Origin of the sequence: Pseudomonas baltica (assembly GCF_014235765.1) — a bacterium.
In the GTDB taxonomy this organism is placed as follows: Bacteria; Pseudomonadota; Gammaproteobacteria; order Pseudomonadales; family Pseudomonadaceae; genus Aquipseudomonas; species Aquipseudomonas baltica.
Genome location: NZ_JACMYH010000010.1, coordinates 1 through 19,807, shown reverse-complemented (window position 1 = coordinate 19,807; position 19,807 = coordinate 1). Strand labels below are relative to the sequence as shown.

General features: G+C 64.3%; 17 protein-coding genes. 4 read left to right on the top strand and 13 right to left on the bottom strand.

Features of this window, described 5'->3' with window-relative positions:
* Nucleotides 1–16 precede the first annotated feature (16 nt).
* Entirely contained in the window at nucleotides 17–763 is a 747-nt protein-coding gene (locus H7993_RS19880) for a substrate-binding periplasmic protein (RefSeq protein WP_122475598.1), read from the top strand.
* Between the two features lie 102 nt (nucleotides 764–865).
* Entirely contained in the window at nucleotides 866–1,507 is a 642-nt protein-coding gene (gene ribA / locus H7993_RS19875; RefSeq protein ID WP_122475596.1) for a GTP cyclohydrolase II, read from the top strand.
* Between the two features lie 43 nt (nucleotides 1,508–1,550).
* Here the strand turns inward: ribA and dxs are convergent, their stop codons facing one another.
* The 6 genes from dxs to H7993_RS19845 all read right to left on the bottom strand — a co-directional run bounded on the left by dxs (nucleotide 1,551) and on the right by H7993_RS19845 (nucleotide 10,815).
* Nucleotides 1,551–3,449, bottom strand: coding sequence for a 1-deoxy-D-xylulose-5-phosphate synthase (dxs, locus tag H7993_RS19870; RefSeq protein ID WP_185795429.1), 1,899 nt, complete (start codon nucleotides 3,447–3,449; stop codon nucleotides 1,551–1,553).
* A gap of 70 nt (nucleotides 3,450–3,519) precedes the next feature.
* Entirely contained in the window at nucleotides 3,520–4,407 is an 888-nt protein-coding gene (ispA, locus tag H7993_RS19865) for a (2E,6E)-farnesyl diphosphate synthase (protein WP_185795428.1), read from the bottom strand.
* Nucleotides 4,404–4,646: an exodeoxyribonuclease VII small subunit gene (locus tag H7993_RS19860; RefSeq protein ID WP_090360636.1), complete on the bottom strand. Its 243-nt coding sequence runs from the start codon at nucleotides 4,644–4,646 to the stop codon at nucleotides 4,404–4,406. The genes ispA and H7993_RS19860 overlap by 4 nt, the downstream gene beginning before the upstream one ends.
* A 90-nt stretch (nucleotides 4,647–4,736) precedes the next feature.
* Complete coding sequence (locus H7993_RS19855; RefSeq protein WP_185795427.1) at nucleotides 4,737–5,762, bottom strand: NAD(P)-dependent alcohol dehydrogenase; 1,026 nt, start codon at nucleotides 5,760–5,762, stop codon at nucleotides 4,737–4,739.
* Between the two features lie 8 nt (nucleotides 5,763–5,770).
* On the bottom strand, nucleotides 5,771–9,856 hold the full coding sequence (locus H7993_RS19850) for an SDR family oxidoreductase (protein ID WP_185795426.1): 4,086 nt from the start codon (nucleotides 9,854–9,856) through the stop codon (nucleotides 5,771–5,773).
* A gap of 14 nt (nucleotides 9,857–9,870) precedes the next feature.
* A complete protein-coding gene (locus H7993_RS19845) occupies nucleotides 9,871–10,815 on the bottom strand; it encodes a DMT family transporter (RefSeq protein WP_122800955.1) in 945 nt (314 codons plus the stop codon).
* Between the two features lie 62 nt (nucleotides 10,816–10,877).
* Here H7993_RS19845 and H7993_RS20835 point away from each other — a divergent pair, with 62 nt between their 5' ends.
* On the top strand, nucleotides 10,878–11,804 hold the full coding sequence (locus H7993_RS20835) for a LysR substrate-binding domain-containing protein (RefSeq protein ID WP_185795425.1): 927 nt from the start codon (nucleotides 10,878–10,880) through the stop codon (nucleotides 11,802–11,804).
* A gap of 3 nt (nucleotides 11,805–11,807) precedes the next feature.
* On the opposite strand, the gene cysC is transcribed toward H7993_RS20835, so the two are convergent.
* The 6 genes from cysC to H7993_RS19810 are packed head-to-tail and all read right to left on the bottom strand — an operon-like array spanning nucleotide 11,808 to nucleotide 17,580.
* Nucleotides 11,808–12,392 (bottom strand): adenylyl-sulfate kinase, encoded by a 585-nt coding sequence (gene cysC, locus H7993_RS19835; RefSeq protein ID WP_206683086.1) that lies wholly within the window; start codon nucleotides 12,390–12,392, stop codon nucleotides 11,808–11,810.
* A complete protein-coding gene (locus H7993_RS19830; RefSeq protein WP_185795423.1) occupies nucleotides 12,385–13,509 on the bottom strand; it encodes an aromatic ring-hydroxylating oxygenase subunit alpha in 1,125 nt (374 codons plus the stop codon). The genes cysC and H7993_RS19830 overlap by 8 nt, the downstream gene beginning before the upstream one ends.
* Nucleotides 13,510–13,531: 22 nt before the next feature.
* On the bottom strand, nucleotides 13,532–14,635 hold the full coding sequence (locus tag H7993_RS19825; protein ID WP_185795422.1) for a mandelate racemase/muconate lactonizing enzyme family protein: 1,104 nt from the start codon (nucleotides 14,633–14,635) through the stop codon (nucleotides 13,532–13,534).
* Complete coding sequence (locus H7993_RS19820; protein ID WP_185795421.1) at nucleotides 14,632–15,945, bottom strand: NAD(P)-dependent oxidoreductase; 1,314 nt, start codon at nucleotides 15,943–15,945, stop codon at nucleotides 14,632–14,634. Before H7993_RS19820 ends, H7993_RS19825 begins: the two co-directional genes overlap by 4 nt.
* A gap of 19 nt (nucleotides 15,946–15,964) precedes the next feature.
* On the bottom strand, nucleotides 15,965–16,888 hold the full coding sequence (locus H7993_RS19815; protein WP_185795420.1) for an isopenicillin N synthase family dioxygenase: 924 nt from the start codon (nucleotides 16,886–16,888) through the stop codon (nucleotides 15,965–15,967).
* Nucleotides 16,889–16,902: 14 nt separating this feature from the next.
* The gene (locus H7993_RS19810; RefSeq protein ID WP_185795419.1) at nucleotides 16,903–17,580 is read right to left on the bottom strand and encodes a class I SAM-dependent DNA methyltransferase; all 678 of its coding nucleotides are present in this window, start codon (nucleotides 17,578–17,580) and stop codon (nucleotides 16,903–16,905) included.
* Between the two features lie 502 nt (nucleotides 17,581–18,082).
* On the opposite strand from H7993_RS19810, the gene H7993_RS19805 reads away from it, so the two are divergent.
* The gene (locus H7993_RS19805) at nucleotides 18,083–18,610 is read left to right on the top strand and encodes a glyoxalase superfamily protein (protein WP_185795418.1); all 528 of its coding nucleotides are present in this window, start codon (nucleotides 18,083–18,085) and stop codon (nucleotides 18,608–18,610) included.
* Nucleotides 18,611–18,679: 69 nt separating this feature from the next.
* Here H7993_RS19805 and darG read toward each other — a convergent pair whose 3' ends face one another.
* The gene (gene darG, locus H7993_RS19800; protein WP_185795417.1) at nucleotides 18,680–19,768 is read right to left on the bottom strand and encodes a type II toxin-antitoxin system antitoxin DNA ADP-ribosyl glycohydrolase DarG; all 1,089 of its coding nucleotides are present in this window, start codon (nucleotides 19,766–19,768) and stop codon (nucleotides 18,680–18,682) included.
* Nucleotides 19,769–19,807: the final 39 nt, after the last annotated feature.

Sequence of the window (19,807 nt, the reverse complement as noted above, 5' to 3'; positions counted from 1 at the left end):
TTTGAGGGCGCAACGGATGGCTGGGTGGCGAGGGTTGCTGGGAGCGGCGATGCTGTTGGTGTGCTGGGCAGCCAGTGCAGAGGTATCGCTGCCGCCTGCGCGCATCGATCTGGTCAGCGAAGCCTGGGAAGACTACACCAACGCTGACGGCAGTGGCCTGGCCTGGGACGTGCTGCGCGAGGTCTTCCAGCCGGCAGGCATCGCCGTGGTCACACGCAGCGAGCCCTACATCCGGTCGGTCGGGCTGGTACAGCAGGGTCAGGCCGATGCCTGGGTCGGTTCTTACCAGAACGAGGCACATGCTCTGTACCCGCGCTGGCATTACGACACTGATCATATCTTCGCCTTGAGCCTGGCCGACAAGCCTCAGGTCGATTTCGCCAGCCTGGGCGGCTATCGACTGGCCTGGGTACGCGGCTACCAATTCCAGAAATACCTGCCTAACGTGCGAACCTACAATGAGGTCCAGCGCCGCACCGGCATCCTGTCCATGCTCGAACACGATCGTGCCGACTATTACGTCGATGCCCTGACCGAAATCGAAGTGATCCTGCGCCAGGCCGCCGAGCCCGAGCGTTTCAAGCGCGTGCACGTGGCCGAGTTGCCGCTGTACCTGGGCTTCAGCGACAGTGCGCGTGGCCGAGCATTGCTTGCCGTCTACGATCAGCGCATGGAACAGTTGGTCAAGACCGGGCAGCTGCGCGGGATCTACCAGCGCTGGGGCCAACCCTATCCGTTCGACCCCGCGTTGCCAGCCCCTTGATCGAGCCGCGGCACAGGCGCGACGATCATCCACTGAGCAGGTGCGCAGAGCTGCTGTTACAATACTGCCCTTGTCAAGTTCATCAAGAATCAGGAGCACCCGGTGCCCGTCGTTTTTGTCGCTGCTTCTCAGCTTCCCACGCCTTTCGCTTTGTTCACCATGCATGGTTTTCTCGATGAGGCCACGGGCCGCGAGCATGTCGTGCTCAGCCTGGGCGATGTGGCTGACGGCGCGCCCGTACTGGGGCGCCTGCATTCGGAATGTCTGACCGGGGACGCGCTGTTCAGCCAGCGCTGCGACTGCGGCTCGCAACTCGAGGCCGCATTGCAGGCCATTGCCCGGGAAGGGCGCGGTGTCTTGCTGTACCTGCGCCAGGAAGGCCGGGGTATTGGCTTGCTGAACAAGATCCGTGCCTATGAATTGCAGGACGGCGGTGCCGATACGGTCGAGGCCAACGAGCGCCTGGGCTTCGCTGCCGACCAGCGCGACTACGGCATGTGCGAACCGATGCTCGAGCACTTGGGGGTCAAGGCCTTGCGCTTGATGACCAACAATCCGCGCAAGGTCAAGGCGTTGACCGACATGGGCATCAGCGTGGCCGAGCGGGTACCGCTGCACACCGGGCACAACCCACACAACAAATACTACCTGGCCACCAAGGCCGGCAAGCTTGGCCATATGATGGGCAGCGAGCATCAGGGGGAAGTGGTCGGCACGATCCGCAAGGGTAGTGAAGGGGTGTAGCGCGCTGCAGGGCTGACGGTGTGAGCCCTGCAGCGAAGTGACGTCAGCGTTGCAGCAGGCGCTGGCGCAGGGTAATGGCCGCTTCGATACCCACCGCATCCAGGCCACATTCGGCCAGCATCTGCGCAGGCTTCGCGTGTTCAACATAGGCATCCGGCAAGCCGAGGTGCAACACAGGCTTGAGCACGCCTTCGCGGGCCAGGAATTCACTGACCGCTGAACCTGCGCCACCCATGATGGCATTCTCTTCGAGCGTGACCAGCAGATCGTGGCTGTCGGCCAGCTCACGGACCAGTTGCTCGTCGAGCGGCTTGACGAAGCGCATGTCGGCAACGGTGGCGTCGAGCTTTTGCGCGACTGTCAGCGCCTCGGTCAGCTGCACACCGAACACCAGAATGGCGATGCCACGACCCTTGCGACGCACCACGCCCTTGCCGATCTCGATGCTGTCCAGACTGGCGCCGATCACTGCGCCCGGGCCATTGCCGCGTGGATAGCGTACGGCCGCCGGCCCTGAGTAGTGGTGGCCGGTGCTGAGCATCAGGCGCAGCTCGTTTTCGTCGCTGGGCGTCATCACCAGCATGCCGGGGATACAGCGCAGGTACGACAGGTCGTAGCTGCCGGCATGGGTCGGACCGTCTTCGCCGACCAGGCCGGCGCGGTCGATGGCGAACAGAACGTCGAGGTTCTGCACCGCCACGTCGTGGATCAGCTGATCGTAACCGCGCTGCAGGAATGTCGAATAAATCGCCACCACCGGCTTGGCGCCTTCGCAGGCCATGCCGGCCGCCAGGGTCACCGCATGCTGTTCGGCAATGGCGACGTCGAAGTAACGCTCGGGGAAGCGTTCGCTGAAGGCGACCAGGTCCGAGCCTTCCTTCATGGCCGGGGTGATACCGACCAGGCGTTGGTCGGCTTCCGCCATGTCGCACAGCCACTGCCCGAACACGCCCGAGTACTTCGGCCCGCTGGCCTTGGCTGGAGCCACGACCGGAGCGTCGAGCGGGTCGAGCTTGGTGATGGCGTGGTAGCCGATCGGGTCGACCTCGGCCGGGGCGAAGCCCTTGCCCTTCTTGGTGACGACGTGCAGGAACTGCGGCCCCTTGAGGTCGCGCATGTTGCGCAGGGTGGCCACCAGGGTTGGCAGGTCATGGCCGTCGATCGGCCCGATGTAGTTCCAGCCCAGCTCTTCGAACAGGGTGCCGGGAACCAGCATGCCCTTGGCGTATTCCTCGGTGCGGCGAGCGATTTCCCAGGCACCGGGCAGGCGCGATAGCACCTTCTTGCTGCCCTCGCGCATGCTGGTGTAGGTACGGCTGGAGAGAATCTTGGCCAGGTAATTGGACAACCCACCGACGTTGCGCGAAATCGACATGTCGTTGTCGTTGAGGATCACCAGCATGTCGGCATTGACTTCAGGCGCGTGGTTCAGCGCTTCGAAGGCCATGCCTGCGGTCAGCGCACCATCGCCGATCACGGCAATGGCCTTGCGCCCGCTGTTCTGCAGGCGCGCGCCGATGGCCATGCCCAATGCGGCACTGATGGACGTGCTGGAGTGGCCGACGCCGAAGGTGTCGTATTCGCTTTCGCTGCGCCGCGGAAAGGCGGCGATGCCGTCCTTCTGGCGCAGGCTGGCCATGCGCTCGCGGCGGCCGGTGAGGATCTTGTGAGGGTAGGCCTGGTGGCCGACGTCCCACACCAGACGATCGTCGGGCGTGTCGAAAACGTAGTGCAGGGCGATGGTCAGCTCTATGACGCCCAGGCCGGCACCGAAATGCCCGCCGGTCTGGCCGACCGTATAGAGCAGCTCCTGGCGCAGTTCGTCTGCCAGTGTTTCGAGCTCGGCTTCGCCCAGACGGCGCAGGCCGGCAGGAGTGTCAGCACGGTCGAGCAGAGGCGTCGCCGGGCGTTCGCGGGGGATCTCTTGAAACGTCGTGGGCATCAGGCGAATCGTTATGAGTTCTAGGAATGGATCAGTTTACCTGATGCGGCGTCGGGTGCGCACGCGCTCGTCAGTTGCGTCGCGCCACAATGTAGCGCGCCAGTTCGCGCAACGGCTCGGCAGCGGCGTCGAACGGACGCAATGCATGCAACGCCTGATCGCGCAGATCCAGCGCATAGGCCTTGGCCGCATCGAGCCCGAGCAGCGCCGGGTAGGTCGGTTTGTTCAAGGCGATATCGGCACCCTGGCGCTTGCCCAGGGTGGCGGTATCGCTTTCGACGTCGAGGATGTCGTCCTGCACCTGGAAAGCCAACCCAACCGCCTGCGCATAAGTCTGCAGGCACTCGAGCTGCGACGGCTGCGCCCGCGCGCTGGCCAGCGCGCCGAGGCGTACGCTCGCCTCGATCAGGGCGCCGGTCTTGTGCCGGTGCATGAACTCGAGCGCCTGCTGGTTCAACTGCAGGCCCACCGAGCCCAGGTCGATGGCCTGGCCACCGACCATTCCCGCCGGGCCAGCAGCCTGGGCCAGCACCTGGACCATGCTCAGTCGTATGGCATCGCTTTGCGGGCTCAGGGCTGGGTCGAGCAGCGCGGTGAAGGCCAGGCTTTGCAGGCCATCACCGGCCAGGATCGCGCAGGCTTCGTCGAACGCCTTGTGCGTGGTGGGCTGGCCACGGCGCAGGTCGTCGTCGTCCATGGCCGGAAGGTCGTCGTGCACCAGCGAGTAGGCGTGGATCAGCTCCACCGCACAGGCGGCGCCATTGGCTTGGGTGGCATCGGCGCCCAATGCCTCGCAGGCGGCGTAGGCGAGCAGCGGACGAACCCGCTTGCCGCCGTTCATGACGCTGTAGCGCATGGCCTGGTACAACCGGGTCAGCTCGGCCGAGGGCGGCACGAACAGGTCTTGCAGGGCACCGTCCACGCGCTGTTGGCAGAGAGCCTGGTAGGCGGCGATCATTCAGGCTGTTCCGTATCGAAGGGTTCTTCGGTGAGCTCGCCGTCCTTTTCCAGCAGGACCTGCACTTTCTGCTCGGCCTGGGCCAGCGCGCTCTGGCAGTCACGGGTAAGGCGGATGCCGTTCTCGAAAGCGCTCAGCGAGTCTTCCAGCGACAGCTCGCCGTTCTCCAGGCGTTCGACCAGCGTCTGCAGGTCGGCCAGGGATTGTTCGAAATCCAGGGATGCTTTTTTGCGGGCCATGGCAGCGGTCTCGGCGAGAAGGATTGAAACCGGGCGACGTTAGCAGACGGGCGGCTGCGGGGCAAATGGAGTGCCGCCCCCAAGCCGCGCCTAAAGCCCCTGGACCGGCTCCTCGCCGACCTGCATCACCGCTCGATAGTGGACTCGTCCTTTGCGCAATTGCCGTATGGCGTGGTTGACATCTTCCAGCGGCCACGACTGCACCCAGGGCCGCACTTGGCGCGCCGCCGCGAAAGCCAGGGTGTCTTGGATATCCTGACGCCCGCCGACGTTGGCGGTGGTGATGCTCAACGTCTTGTACATCATGGCCGCGACATCAAATGTCACCGGCGGTGGCATGCCGGCGAAACACAGCACGCCAAAGGGCCGGAGCATGTCGACGATGGCCGACCAGTCGCAGGCGACCGCGCTGGTCACCAGAATGTAGTCGAAAGCATTGCGCACTTGCTTGCAGTCCACCGATTTACTCAGGTCGACGAAACGGTTGGCGCCCAGGGTCAGGGCATCGCGCTGCTTGTGCGGACTGCTCGAGAGCGCTGTGACGCGGCAGCCGCGCTTGGCCGCGAACTGGATGGCAAGATGGCCCAAGCCACCGATGCCGACGATGCCGACGGCCATGCCGGGCCAGGTGGCGCGCTTGAGCGCCGTGTGCACTGTGACGCCGGCGCACAGCAGGGGCGCGGCGTGTTCGCTGCTCAGCTCGTCGGGGATGGGGAACACGAAACGGCTGTCGCAGTACAGGTAGTCGGCCAGCCCGCCGTGCTCTCCGTGAGTGCAGGTAGCGATCAGGCAGGGGCAGTGCTGCTCCTCGCCACGCAGGCAGAATTCACAGGCTAGGCAGGCGCTGCGGTACCAGCCGACGCCGACGCGTTGGCCCACGCGCACCCCGGCTACGTTTTCACCCACGGCGCTGACGCGGCCGATCACTTCATGCCCGCACACCTGGGGGTAGACACTGGCATCGCCCCAGTGGCCATCTATCAGGTGCAGATCGCTGCTGCACAGACCGCAATGGGTGACCTGAATCTCCACGTCCATTGGACGCAGCGGCGGGCTGCGGTAGCTGAGCGTCATCAGTTCACGCTGGCGTTGCGCGGCCGCCCAGGCGGTGACCATTCGCCCATTCATCGACTGGCCTGCCCGAGGGTCTGCAGCAATTGCCGAGTCAGCCGGGCGGCCCATTGCGCGCTGAGGCGAATCGGAGAAGTGGCGGGAAACTCGAAATCGTTGTGCGGCGGTGCGGCGGCCAGGTCGTCGAGAATCATCGGCAGAATCAGGCGGGTCTTGGCAATGATCGGGTGTTGACGCGGGTCGTTGTCCAGGCGCAGCCGCCAGCGTGCCAGAGGCAGCGGTGCGAAACTGCCCGGTGCGAGGTTGTCGGCCACCCAGCCGCAAAGGGTTCGCCAGGACAGCGCGCCGTGTGGGTGGCACAGGTTCGAGGCCCGACCCAGTTTGCCGGCGGGCGCCTGGACTGCCAGGCTTGCCATGATCTGTGCGGCAACGTCTACCGGCGTCAGATTGACGCCCCCTTCCAGGTCGGCCGGCCAGCACCCCAGCAACAGGCAGGCGCCCAGCAGCAGGCACACGTAGTCGTTGTCATTGATCGTACTGTGCTCGACCTCGAGCGGCGCGGCCAGGTCGCCACAGCGGGCGATGATGACCGGCAGGCCATGTTCGCGTGCAGCGTTCAGTGCAAAGGCTTCGGCCACATGCTTGCTTTCCTCGTACCCGGTCCGCGCGCTGCCGCCTGCGGCCAGGGTCGAGACCATGAGCAGCGGCATCGAACCGTTGAGGGCCAATTGGACGACTTGGGCGGTGCCTTCGACATTGCACCGCACCAGGTTGGCGTAAGGCTTGACCCAATTGACCTCGGCCCCGGCATGCACCACGCAATCCGCGGTCTGCGTGAGGCTCTGGTAGGCGACGGGCGATAGGCCCAAATGCTCGGCCGCCAGGTCGGCGCATTCCATCTGCAGCTTGCCGAGCCAGTCCAGGGGCACGCCGGGCGGTACCAGGCCATGACGCTGCAGGTTGCCCAGGCAGCGCCGACGCGCGTCACTCAGGTTCTGGGCGCGCACCAGGCAAATGACCTGCTCGACCTCGGGCTGGCGGGCCAGGGCGGCGAGCAGGAAGGCGCCGAAAAAGCCCGTGGCGCCGGTCAGCAGGACGCGCTTGCCTGGTTTGGTCCGATAGGTGTGAAGAATGTCTTCCCCGCGCTGCGGTCCGGGAATGAATGCGTAGCGCGCCGCCTCCACGGCGACTTCGCGCAGGATCGCTGCGGCGGGCAGCCCGGCCCGAGTGCGGTCGATGGCCAGTGCCATGCCTTGCAGGCGGGTGTCTTCGAGCAGCGCGGCCAGGGAAAGCTGCACGTCGAAGCTGTGGTTGAGTTCGAGCAGCAGTTCGCTCAGTTGCAGGCTACCGCCGCGGTCGAAGAAATCATCGTCCGGGTGCAATGCGGGAATATCGTTGCCCAACACTGCCTGCCACACCGTGGAAACCTGGGCCTGGGTGGCGGTCAGCGACACCTCATCCTCGGGCAGTGGCACGGCCTGGCTCGAGTGCGCGTCGCTCAGCGCCCCGCGCTTCTGATTGTGACCCGCCCCCAGACTGGCCACGGCGTAGTAGGCGCTGGGCACGGCAAAGAACGGCAGGTGCAGGCTGGCCCACGCGCGCAGGGCCGTGGCCGTGGGCAGATGCTCGGGGCTTGCGGGGACGACGTAGGCCAGCAACTGGCGAGCGGCGCCTTCGTGCCGGCTGCCGATGTGGCTCTGGACTACCAGTGGGTGGCTGTTCAAGACTTGTTCGACGTGTTCCGGATGCACCTTGTAGCCACGTATCTTGAGGTGGGCACTGTCGCGCCCGAGCAACCGCAGGCGGCCATTGCCCAGCCAGACCACACGGTCCCCTGTGTCGAACAGCCCGCCGTTGGGTAGCGGCACGCCGCTGGGCTGGCCGAGGTAGCCGCGCAACAGCCCCGGGGTGCGCAGGTGCAGGTGGCCCGCAGCGCCGCGGGGCACGGCCTGGCCTTGCCGGTCGAGCACGCGTGCCTCCACGCCCTTGATCAACTGCAAGGTGCCGTCTTCGTGCCTGAGCGCAACGTCGCCGGCTTCGTTGGAGCCGTACAGGTCGATCAGGCAGCAGTCGGGCAGCAAGGCCTGTACCTGTGAACGCAGGGCCGCCGACAGGCTCTCGCCGCTGCTCCAGAGTACCCGCAGGCCGGTACAGCAGGACACGAAGCGAATCTCTTCACGGGCCAGCCCCTGCAACAGCGAGGGGGTGATCATGATCTGCTGCAAGTGGTTGTCGGCGATGAAGTGCATCAGGCGCAGCGGATCCAGCACCACCTCATCGGCAATGACCACCGTGGTGCATCGGCTGAGCAGCGGGTAATACAGGTAGCCGGTGAGCCAGGCATTCAGGCCTACGCGTTGCCCCGGCTGCAGGTAGCTCTGCCACAGGTTCAGGGAGTCGAGCATGGCCGGCGCTGGCATCAGTGCCACCTTGGCCGGGCCGCTGGTGCCCGAGGTCAACAGACCGTAGGCGATCGACGAACGCGTGCGAGCCCACGGCGGGCAGTCCGCAGGTGCCTGGCGGGCAAACTGGCCTTCCAGCATATGAGGTTGTGCCGCCGGCAGTTGCCGTGCGCTATCGGCGTCGCACAGCACCAGGCACTCGCCCAGGCGCTCCAGCAACTGCTGGCAATGGTCAGCGCTGTACCAGGCAGGTACCTCGAGATACGGCCGGCCTGCCAGGGCACAGGCAGTCATGGCAACGGCGGTGTGAATATTCTTGCGCTTGAACAGCACCGCCCATGCATCAGGCACCAGGCGGGCTTGCAGAACCCTGGCCAGTTGCTGTGCGCGGTCGTGCAACTGCCGTAGGGTCAGGCTGTCGCGTCCATCGCTGACGGCAATGTGATCCGGGTCGGCAGCCACGGCGGCGGTGAACGTGTCCAGCCAATCGGGAACGGCTGCCGTGCTTTGGTTGTAATGGTTGAACGTCGCCCAGTCATCGAGGCTGCGTTCGCGCAAGCGCTGCAGGTGCAAGGCACAGGCTTGGGGCGCGGGCAATGGCGAGGGGCCGGTCCGGCCTTGGGCATCGAGCAGATGGAAGCCGGTTTCGGTCAGCAGGCCGATCACGCACGTCTGTGCCGCCAGCCGGTCGAGCAGCTGTTGCTGCCCGGCGGCGCCCGCTTCGCTGCAGGCCAGCAGCAATGGCTGGCCGACCAGGTCATGCAGCTCGGGCAGTTTCCCCGCGTCCGTGGACATCAGTGACGATGTGTCGAGGGCATGGCAGTTAGCTTCGGGAAATTGGGCAATGCTCCAGAGCAGATGGCTGAGGTCTTCCTCGCCACGGTGCAACAGGACGATATCCAGCTGCGCCGACGGCGTGCGATGCAGACTGCGCAGCATGCCGGTTGGACTTCCCGGCCGATGCCGGCCAGCCAGCAGGGCGAAGAATCGCCAGGTGGGTTGGGCAGTGGTTGCGCGTTCGCCGACCACCGCAGGATAGGCCTGTTCGGGATGGTGCACCGCTGCGAAACCGGTCGAACGCTGTGCTTCTTCGTGCCAGCCCTTGAAAAACTGCCAGGCGGGCACCTCTTGCGCTTGCCATTGCAGCATGGCTGCATTGAACGGCACGCTCATGAAATCGCACAGCGAGCTCAAGCCGCCTGTGCTGTCCTGCATCAGGTCGTGATCGCTTTCCAGGGCCAGCAGACTCTGGGCCGGACACGCCCGCTGCACGCGCCAGTACAGTGCCAGCAGCTCCTCGAACCCTGACTCGTCGGGATCGAACCAGGTACTTTCGCCCTGAGTGCCGACGCGGTACAGCGAGCGCATGACCGCCAGTGGCTCGCGCACCAGAAACACGTGCTTGAACTGCTGCAGCCAGCCATCGTCGATCTGGGCGAAGTCGCAGAACCAGGCGATTTCCTTGCTCAGCAACACGGACTTGCCCGCAGGCAGCGGGCCGCGGGCGAGTGCCTCCAAGGCCTGGCCGTAGGTCGGGACAGGCTCCCGGTTGCCGGTCCTGCGGCGGGTGTCGAGCACGCTGCGGTACTTGTCGGGCCAGTGCTGCATCAGGAACGGTTCGCTCAGCCGTTCGTGAAGCACGTGCACGGCAGGGTGTTCCATCACGCAGCGTTCGAGTGCAGTAGAGCGGCTTCTGGATACGGCCCAGATGATCACTCGCAGCGGTCGCATCAACATGTCCAGCTCCTTGGTCAGCTACGCAGCACCCAGACTCCGGATGCAGCAATCAGGCCCATGCCCAAAACCATGCCTGTATCGGGTATTTCCTTGAAAAGAACAAAGCCCCAGAACATCGCGAACAGCAGATAGCTGTAATCGAAGGCGCCCACGACTGCGCTCGGACCGATCTGGTAGGCCTTTGCCACGCCGGCGCTCATCAGCACCATGAGGACCGCGAGCACGCCCATCAGTAACCACTGCACAGGCCCCAGCACTACCCAGTGCGGCGCCAGGAAGTCGCTCGGCAGTGATGGTTGGGGCGTACCGAGCAGTTGGTGGCCCAGCAGCATCGTCGCGCCGACCAGGCACAGACACAGGTTCAGGTTCAGCGCCAGCACCAGCGCCGAGCGATCGCTGCAGCGGGCACGGGTCAGTACGGCGGCCACGGCATAGAGCAGGGCTGCCAGCACCGGCAGCAGGGTCATGCCGGAAAAATCGGCAGCCGTTGGGCGCAGAATGATCAGCACACCGACGAAGCCCAAGGCGATGGCCAGCCAGCGGTTTGGGCTCACCGTTTCGCGCAGCACCAGCGCCGACAGCAGGGCAATGAACAGCGGCGCGGTGTAGAGCGCCAGTGCGGCCAGGCTCAGGCTCATGTGCGGCAGGGCCGCATAGAAGGCGATCCACATCAGGGTCAAGGCGGCGCTGCGCAGGAGTATCCAGCGGTCGCAGATCAGGTTGCGCCACAGGCCGGCACTTCGCGAAAAACCTAGCCACAGCAGGAGCAGGGCAATGGCGATCGAGGAGCGAACGACGTACAGCTGCCATACCGTGAAATCGGCACTGCCCAGTTTGATCAGCGCATCGGAGGCGGACACCAGAAATACCGAAGCGGTGATCAGCGATACGCTTGAGCGTGTGTCGCGGAGAAGCGGTCGCTGTTCCATGCGCAGAACCCAGGCGGTCAGTCTTTGCATGATGCGTCAAAAGATGACATCGTTTGAAACGACCATTTCGTCGCCCAGAGCAACTTCAGGTTATGGAAAACCTTCGGCGCAAGCTGCCGCCTCTATCAACGTTGATTCCCTTCGAAGCCGCCGCCCGGCTGCAGAGTTTTTCTCGAGCGGCAGAAGAGCTCCACCTGACCCAGACCGCGATCAGTCGCCAGGTTCGCTCGCTTGAAGAAAGCCTGGGCGTGCAACTGTTCGATCGCAAAAGCCGCGGGGTTTTCCTCACCGATGCAGGCGAAAGCTATCGCCAAACGGTCGCGGCCGCCCTGTTCGATATCGCTCGGCAGACCGAAAAGCTGCGTCAGCAGCAGTCGTCGGCCGGTACCGTGGTGCTGTCGTCGCAGTTGGTGGAAGCGTTCTACCTGTTCATGCCGGCGCTGGCCGGCTTTCACCAGAAACATCCGCATATCGAGCTCAAGCTGCATTCCACGCTGGCGGCCATAGGCGAGGAGCGTGAGCGTTTCGACGTGGCGGTGCAGACCATGGGCCGGGCCAGTGCCGATCACGTGCTGCTGTTCAGCGCGCCCGATGAAGTGTTCCCGGTCTGCAGCCCCGACTACTTCAAGAGCATCGCCCCGTGGCTGAGCCTGGACACTCTGCCCAAGTGCCGACTGTTGCATTACGAACCCCGTGCGCAGGACTTCGTGATCTGGGATCAATGGCTGGAAAGCGTCGGTGCATCGTTTCGCGTTGGCAGCCAAGGCATGGGCTTCAACAGTTTCCCGGTCATGATGCAGGCAGCCTTGGAAGGTCACGGTGTGGCCTTGGGCTGGGGAATGACCACGCGCCAGATGCTGGCGGACGGCAGGCTGGTGCGCCTGTTCGACAAGCAGTGGTCCATGGGCGATGCGTTGGGAGTCTACAAGTGGCATGCCAACCCGCTGTCGCCGGCAGCCCGACTGCTGGTGCAATGGCTGCAGGAGCTGTTGCTCGATCCTCGGCCCGTATTGGCCTGATCTTCAGTCTATGGCGGCGCGTTGCTGCAGGCAGTCGAGCAGGGCCTGCACCGAGCATGCGCAACTCATGCTGGCGGTGGCCAGCCTGACGTGGGGCGCCGACGGCGCTTCGTAGGTGGCATCGATCCCGGTGAAACCGTTCAGCGCGCCGGCGCGCGCCTGCCGATACAGCCCCTTGGGATCGCGTGCTTCGGCGAGCGCCAGCGGTGTATCGACGAACACCTCGACGAAGGCTGCATCGCCGACGATCTGCCGCGCCAGGGCCCGGTGCGCGATACGCGGTGAAATCAGCGCAACCAGCACCAGGCCGCCGCCGGTACACAGCAGGCGCGCAACCTCGGCGGTGCGACGCACGTGTTCCAGCCGGTCGTCGTCGCTCAGGCTCAGGTCCCGGCAGAGTCCGCGGCGCAGTTCGTCGCCATCGAGCACCACGCAGTGATAGCCGAGGGCGGCAAGTGCCGCCTCGGTAGCCTTGGCGATGGTGGTCTTGCCGGCAGCGGGCAGGCCCGTCAGCCGCAAGACCGTGGGCCGGGTGCCCAGGCGCCGCCAGGTTGGCGGTCGGGAAATATCGGAAGAAGGGCTATCCATCGCGTGCTCCATGACCGGCGAATGCTTCCAGCACCCGCTTCTGAATATCATGCACGGCATGTTCGCTAAAGCCGCTGCGAGCCGTGTCCACCACCAACCGGCCACCGCTGTAGCCGTGGCTATGCAGGCCTTTCTGGACACTTTCGCACAAGGGCAAGTCTTCTTCACGCACCACCGCCACGAAATCGATCACAGCCTGCTCCCGGGCATCGGGGTGCAGGCCTTGGGTGAACCACTGCACACGCTGCTCACAGCGCTGCGCGCCCGTGGGTACGTGGTGCAACAGGTTCATGTAGCCGCCCGGATAGACCTCGATGCACAGGTTCGGCCAGACGTACCAGGCACCGAATTCACCGCTGCGGGGTGCGTCAGGATTGGTTGCGTAGCCTTGCCGTGCACCCTGATCGTTGCTCAGGTGGGCATGAAAGCCTGGGTGGATGTCGATTTGGTAGCTGCTCAGATCCAGGGTCTGGTGCGACAGACTGGGGTGGCAGCCGGGACAGTGATAGCACTCCGAATAGTTTTCCACCGAGACCTTCCAGTTCGCCCGCAGCGCATAGGTATGGCTGTAGCTGTGGTGCAGCGACTCGGGCGCGGGCGCGAAACTGCGCAGTTGCGCTTCGAGCCCGGCGAGCTGGCTGGCCAGGGGTGGGGCGTCCGCGTCCAGATTGACGAAGACCAGGCCACACATCACTTCCAGGCGCACGCCGGCGAGGTGCGCGCGGGCGGGTTCGAAGCCTGCCACGTCACAACTGTGCCTCGCGCTCTGCAATCTGCCGGCGTGATCGTAGCGCCATGCATGGTAGGGGCAGGTGATCGCGCCACGCAGCTGTCCGCAGCCTTCGAGCAGGCGATGCGCACGGTGCTGGCAAACGTTGTGGAACGCCCTGAGCTGGCCGTCCTGGCCGTGCAGCACCAGCACGCTTTGCTCGCCGATCTCGCACACCAGATAGGCACCTTCCACGGCCAGCCTGGAGACATGACAGGCGTACTGCCAGGTGCGGTAGAAAATCTGCTGCAGTTCCTGCCCGTAGTGATTCGGGTCGAAGTAGAAACCCCCCGGCAGGTTGTGCGAGCGTCCTGCATCGGGGTGGAAGTCACCGCTGTCCAGGGGCATGGTTGCGGTCCTTGGCAATGAGTCATTCATGAATGGCCACCGCCTCGCCCAGTGCGTTCGGGCACAGGGTCAGCCCAAGCCCCGGCGTGTCGTCCAGGCGGGCGATGCCGCGGCTTACGTGCACGCCGCCCAGGGCCGTGACGACGCTGTGATGGCGGCAGGCATTCCAGCTGGCGCGCAGGTATTGATTGGGGGTGGCCAGGGCCAGGTGCATGGCCGCGGTGTCGGCGATCTGGCTGCCGCCGACGTCTTCGATGTTCATCTGGATACCCTGCTGGATGCAGTAGTCGCGTAGCTGCCGAGCCTTGGTCAGCCCGCCGACACGGGCGATCTTCAGGCCGATGGCCTGGGCCGTATTCGAGGCGCTGGCGCGGTACAGGTCGCCAGCGCCGTGAATGCACTCGTCCAGGATCAGCGGCTGCCGCGTCAGGCTGCGGACATGCTGGCACTGTTCCAGGGTTTCGCAGGGCTGCTCGAAATGCACATCGCAGTCCCTGACGGCGTTCATCACGGCCACCGCCTGTGCCGGCAGCCAGGCGCGATTGGCGTCGAAGGTCAGTTGATCGCCGTTCATGCGCTCGGCGAGCAGGCTCTGGATTCGCGCCAGATCCGCCACCACGCCCGATCCGACCTTGCATGAATGGGTCCGATAGCCTTCGGCATGCGCCAGGTGCATGTCGGCGACCATTTGCCGGGGCGTGGCGGTGGGGATGCTGCTCTGCAGGGTCAGCTCGGCGTTCAGGCGCCCCCCCAGCAGGGCGTGTACCGGCAGGTTGCTGTGGCGCCCGAGAATGTCCCAGCAGGCCATGTCGATCGCTGTCTTGACGTAGGGGTGGCCAGGCAGTGCCTGGTCCATGACCTGGTTGATCGCATTCAGGTTGAGCGGGTTGCAGCCCAGCAGGTGAGGTGCCAGTTCGGCCAGCCCGGCACGCACGCCGAGAGCGAACGCCGGCAGGTACGAGGCGCCCCACGGGCAGCTTTCGCCGATTCCGAACAGCCCCTGGTCGGTCTCGATCACCACGATGGTGCTGTCCAGCGCGCTGTAGTGCAGGCGCCCGCCGGACAGCGCGTAGGGTTTGTCCAGCGGCAGGTCGACCTGGTAGATACGCAGGCGGGTGATCTTCATGATGCATGCCTCACGGGGTCGACGACGGTGGCGAGGTTCAGCTGATGCAGCATGGGCAGGTGAAGCGAGCCCATCAGTTCGGGGAGGTCACGCAGCAGCGCAAGGTTCGGCCTGTAGTGGTCGCGGTGATCATCCACCCAGCTGGCGCCGCAACTGCGGCTGACCACCTGCTCGAGCAGCGACGGCTCCAGGCCCATGGCGCGCCCCAGTTGCAATGCCTCCTGCCGGAGGTTGTGGTTGATCCAGGCCATGACCTCCAGCAGGCACTGGGCGTAGCGACCGCAGGCGGGATGGCTGAGCGGGTAGCGAAAGCGTTCCGGCAAGCTGGGCTTGCGCCGCCCGCGCGCGTCGATGACAAAGGTGCCGGGATGGCGATAGGTGCGGTCGGCGCCATAGGGGGAGGGCGCGGTGAAACCGTCGATCAGCAGGCGGCGCTGGTTTTCCGTTTCCATCAGCGCCACCACCTTGAGGTGGTTGGCATGGGCCGGATAACGTTTGCCGGCCTGGCGATAGCGCGTCTCGATCCAGCGACCCAGCCGCAGCTCGACATCGAGTTCGTCGGCCAGGGCCACGGTCAGGGCCATGTCCTTGACGGTGATCTCCAGGGTGCAGGAGTGGTCATAGCTGCCGTCGAGGAGCATCGGTGTGACCTGGTCGACGACGAAGCAATCGGCTCGCGACTCCTTCGCCACGTTCCACAGCCAGCGCAGGTCCAGGCCCTGGTTCTGTGCCACCAGCAACAGCTCGCCCCACGCCAGCGTGGCGCCGTAGAACAACAGGTTGGTCAGTAGCTTGACCGACTGGCCGTGACCAATGGCGCCGACATGAAGCGTATTTTGGCCCATCGCGTCCAGCACCGGGCGCGCGATGTCGCACGCCGCTTGCTCGCCGCCGACATAGAAGCAGACGTTGTTGAAGTCCACGCCCATGTGCGAGAGGTTGCTGACCGGTGCTTCCAGGCTCATGACCCCGCGCTGCCCGGCCAGTCGGGCGATATCCAGCGTGTTGTGGTAGTCGGTGGTGGAGGTGTCGATCCATACCGCGCCACTGCCCAGGGCTGCCAGGGCGCCGCCGTGACCGAGCATCGTTTCGCGTACGTGCCTGGGCAGCGGCAGGCAGGTGATCAGCAGAGCGGCGCCTTCGGCCGCAGCGGCGGGGGTCGCTGCCCAGTGCGCACCTTGGCTGCGTACCCAGCGCTCGCAACCGGGGTCATGGTCGTGGACGGTCACTGTGAAGCCGTTGTCGAGCAATGCGCGAACGAATGGGCGGCCCATGTTGCCTGCGCCGATAAAACCGATAGAGGGGGTCATCGAACCAATCCTTGTGTGTTCAAACCAGTTGGCGGGCCCTTCCAGCGCCCTGCTTGCGTACCCAGATCGAATCGAAATTCTCCAGCATCACCTCGGCCGTGGAAAAGCTTGGCCCGCCGCCGATGGGTGCGATGATCGCGTCGATATCCGGGTAGATGAAAAACGCCAGTGACACCCGTGCGCTCGGCTGACGATGCAGGACCTGATGCGCAGTGCTGACCAGGCGCTCGTTGGTCCAGCGCTGCAGCATGTCGCCCAGATTGACCAGGACCGCGCCCTCCAGGCACGGTACGTCGAGCCACTGGCCACGGCTGTAGATGCGCAGTGAAGGCTGCGGCAGGGGTTGCTGGATCAGCAGGGTGAGAAAGCCGTTGTCGGTATGTTTGCCGGCCGTTCCCGCCCCGGCTGGATAATATGAAGCGCGCTGGATCAGGGTTGGCTGACGGAAGTGCGCATCGAACGCCTGCGGTGGCAGCTGCAAGGCACTGGCGATGGCCTGGCGCAGCTGGGGGAACACCTGTTCCATGACGTTGCCCTGCAGGGCGTAGGCGCAGGCGTTGAGGCCAGGTGCGAGGTCTTCACCGGGGAGCAGGCTCGGGCCGCTGAACGGCGCGCCACCGGGCCGGTCGATGCCCCAGTCCAGGTGCTGCTTGTTGTCCGGGCCTGCATCGGGATGCAGCGTTTCGCCATAGGCCCCGACGTAACCCCGCGCGGTGTGCGGGTAGCCGGGCTGGTAATCATGACCGAAGCGCTGCTTGAGCGGTTCCGGCAGCGCGAAGAACGCCTGGGCGGCATTCAGGTAGCGCTGGATCAGGGCAGCCGCAAGCCCGTGATCCACCAGATAGAAGAAGCCGTCGTCCTTGCACGCTGCGCTCAGTTGCGCAAGCGCTCCAGGCTCACCTGCCGCCAGTTGTGCCAGGGAGATGACAGGAAGAACCGGCATGTCGTGGGCCCCGTTCATGCGACGTACAAGGCCAGGTAGTGGGCGCGCGCATTTTGCAGGTAGCGGGCCGACATCCGGGCTTCGAGCACGACAAGTCCCTGCTCGCGCCCCAGGCTTTGCAACAAAGGCTCGAAGCCGGCGGTGTCGAAGTAAGTCTCGCGAACACTCAGCACCACCACGCCGCCAGGCCGGGTCATGGCGACCAGGCCACGCAGCGCGGAGGCAGGCAGGTGCCCGGGAATGAAGGCGCCGCAGCAGACCACCGCGTCGAAGTGCCGAAGCAGGGCCGGTGGCAACGGCTGGGTCAGGTCTATCTGGTTGTGCAGATGCTGGTAGGCCCGGGAAGCCTGAGCCTGGTCGAGCATGGGCCGGGACAGGTCGCAGCCGCTGATCTGCCGATAGCCGCGCTCCTGCAAGGTGCGTCCGACCAGGCCGGTGCCGCAGCAGGCATCGAGCACGCGACTGTCGTGACCGATGTTGCCTCGCTGAGCCACGGCATCGAGCAGGTCGACGACCATCGTCGGCCCGCAATAGGCCTCGGCCTCGACGTCGGCGTCATAGTGGCGAGCCCAATGATCGTAATAGCGCTCCAGGTTGTGAATGCTCTGGTGCGACAGCGCAGCGGCGATCGAGCGGGTGCTCGAAGCCTCTGGCGGCAAGGCCGGGGGTAGGGCGGTCGTGGCTGTATTCATGGATAGCGCCTCGAAGGAAAACTGACGGTCGGTGTCGCTGTCCTAAGAGTTAGCAGCGCGCCAGGGCATGGTCAATCGAGGCGGAACAGGCTTGGTTTGAAAAGATTTTTACACTCGGGCACGCACCGTTCGCACGCATGAGCCTGTCATCGCAGCCCTCGCCAATCACCCACAACGATATCCCCATGAATGCGAGTCGGCGGGTCTGAAAATTCCTGCACACGGGTTTTTTCGCGCCGGTTGCCCACGCCCCAGTCACGATATTTTCGATGGCCATGCCGGCCTTTTAATCGTGTCTGAAAAACGGGATTTTCCAGCGGCGAGAGTGTCTCGTGGTGACCCCTTCGACGCTTTGCGCTAACATCGGCGGCGGCCCATGCTGCCCGCCGCTCGCTCCGCAAGGAAAGGTGAAAGCATTGTTGCACCCTCACGCCTTCACACCTCTCTTGATGGTCGAGGCCTGGCAACGCGAGCACCAGCATGCATCGACTCGGGAGTTGTCATGTTTTCAATCGAGCACGCCAAGCAGATGGCCAAGACGCTGCGCGTCGCACTGCAGGCGCAGGGTCACGACGTATCGCATTCCACCGCCCTGGAAATGGTTGCACGGCAGTTGGGGCACAAGGACTGGAACACCGCTTCGGCCACCCTGGCGCCGACTGCCTCAGCGGTGATCGGTTTCGACAAGGCCATCCCCATCCTGCGGATTTTCGACGAAGCCAAGGCCCGCGAGTTCTATCTGGACTTCCTGGGTTTCACGGTCGAGTTCGAGCATCGCTTCGAGGCCGACTTGCCGCTGTACCTGGGTGTCGAGCGGGGGAATCTGCAGTTGCATCTTTCCGAACACCACGGCGATTGCTCACCGGGCTCGACCGTGTTCGTGCCGATGCACGGTGTCGAAGCGTTGCGTGATGAGCTGCTGGCCAAGCGTTATGGCTACGGCCGTCCGCAGATCGTCGAGCAGGGCTGGGGGCGGCTGTTGGAGGTGTATGACCCCTTCGGTAACCGGATTCGATTCTGCGAGGGGTGATGAGGGCAGGGTCGGGGCGGCCGCGGTGGAGTCTTTGTGGCCGATGACCGCTCCTACTGGGGTCTACCTTCAGCAGGCAGCCATGTCAGGTTTGAACATACTGGTGGTCAGGCGTTTGAGCGCTATATCCAGGGCCTGATCATCGAACAGCCTGCTCTTGCGAGCGGCAGCAGCGGCACCGCCATCCCAATGCCTCAGCGCTTCACGCACTGCAGGAACTGTTGGAGAAACCCCCCCCCGGCTCAGCAACCAATCGACCGTTGCCAATAGCTCCATGCCAAAGGGCGACTCGAAACCGTCGATCAGCTCTGCGGTACGCTCCAGTGCTTGGGCATACTCCTTGGCTTCAGTTCTAAGATAGGTTTGCAAGAAAGCTCTACGCTCTTCCTCAAACCAGATCACATCGTTGATACCCGCATCACTGATGCGTCTGTCGCAATGCAGATAGCTGCCATCGAGATTATCGAGCAGATGCTCCAGCCGATTCGCATACGGTCCGTATTTATGAGCTACAAACTTCAGGTTCAAAGGGTTCTTGGTGTCTGGTAGCTTTTCTATGGCGCGCTCCAGAAACCATGCCAGCTTCTGTATCTCGAGCAAGCTGCATTCCATACCTAAAACCCAATAGCGCCGAACCAGTTCGGCGATGAGCGCGCGAGCAGGCGTGAGTTTTTCCACCCCGCTACGTTTGGCGACATTCATATACTGGTTGGAAGGCTCAAACACCACGACATCCACATCCAGATCACTCAACACAGCAATGATCTGCTCGCGGACTTCGGGCCACTTCAGGCCGCCGTTACCGGCGCCGAGCGGCGGGAGAGCCACGGAAGTCACCTGGTTTTCAATCAGGAAACGGCGCAGATCATGAAGGCCCTCCGTCACCCAGGCCATCTGCGAAGGTGATCGCCAGTGCCGTTTGGTAGGGAAATTTACAATCCAGCGAGGTCCTTCCAGTTCGTTAACTGCAGTTACATGAACCTTGCCTGTCTCCACTTCGCCTGCCTTGCAGGCGGCCGAGTACAACCGATAATTTTCCACGAAGCGCTCCCTGAACATCAGCGCAATGCCTTTGCCCATGACGCCAACGGTATTCACCGTGTTGACGAGGGCTTCGGCCTTGGCTTCTAGGAGGTTGCCTTGGGTAAATCGGATCATTGGAAATACCATCCCGGACGCGCATGGACAGTCAGTGTC

Bases quoted from the DNA above. Each gene is read 5' to 3' on its own strand.
- H7993_RS19880 (WP_122475598.1), top strand. From the start codon at position 17: ATGGCTGGGTGGCGAGGGTTGCTGGGAGCGGCGATGCTGTTGGTGTGC.
- dxs (WP_185795429.1), bottom strand. From the start codon at position 3,449: ATGCCCACGACGTTTCAAGAGATCCCCCGCGAACGCCCGGCGACGCCT.
- ispA (WP_185795428.1), bottom strand. From the start codon at position 4,407: ATGATCGCCGCCTACCAGGCTCTCTGCCAACAGCGCGTGGACGGTGCC.
- H7993_RS19860 (WP_090360636.1), bottom strand. From the start codon at position 4,646: ATGGCCCGCAAAAAAGCATCCCTGGATTTCGAACAATCCCTGGCCGAC.
- H7993_RS19855 (WP_185795427.1), bottom strand. From the start codon at position 5,762: ATGGTCACCGCCTGGGCGGCCGCGCAACGCCAGCGTGAACTGATGACG.
- H7993_RS19850 (WP_185795426.1), bottom strand. From the start codon at position 9,856: ATGTTGATGCGACCGCTGCGAGTGATCATCTGGGCCGTATCCAGAAGC.
- H7993_RS19845 (WP_122800955.1), bottom strand. From the start codon at position 10,815: ATGCAAAGACTGACCGCCTGGGTTCTGCGCATGGAACAGCGACCGCTT.
- H7993_RS20835 (WP_185795425.1), top strand. From the start codon at position 10,878: ATGGAAAACCTTCGGCGCAAGCTGCCGCCTCTATCAACGTTGATTCCC.
- cysC (WP_206683086.1), bottom strand. From the start codon at position 12,392: ATGGATAGCCCTTCTTCCGATATTTCCCGACCGCCAACCTGGCGGCGC.
- H7993_RS19830 (WP_185795423.1), bottom strand. From the start codon at position 13,509: ATGCCCCTGGACAGCGGTGACTTCCACCCCGATGCAGGACGCTCGCAC.
- H7993_RS19825 (WP_185795422.1), bottom strand. From the start codon at position 14,635: ATGAAGATCACCCGCCTGCGTATCTACCAGGTCGACCTGCCGCTGGAC.
- H7993_RS19820 (WP_185795421.1), bottom strand. From the start codon at position 15,945: ATGACCCCCTCTATCGGTTTTATCGGCGCAGGCAACATGGGCCGCCCA.
- H7993_RS19815 (WP_185795420.1), bottom strand. From the start codon at position 16,888: ATGCCGGTTCTTCCTGTCATCTCCCTGGCACAACTGGCGGCAGGTGAG.
- H7993_RS19810 (WP_185795419.1), bottom strand. From the start codon at position 17,580: ATGAATACAGCCACGACCGCCCTACCCCCGGCCTTGCCGCCAGAGGCT.
- H7993_RS19805 (WP_185795418.1), top strand. From the start codon at position 18,083: ATGTTTTCAATCGAGCACGCCAAGCAGATGGCCAAGACGCTGCGCGTC.
- darG (WP_185795417.1), bottom strand. From the start codon at position 19,768: ATGATCCGATTTACCCAAGGCAACCTCCTAGAAGCCAAGGCCGAAGCC.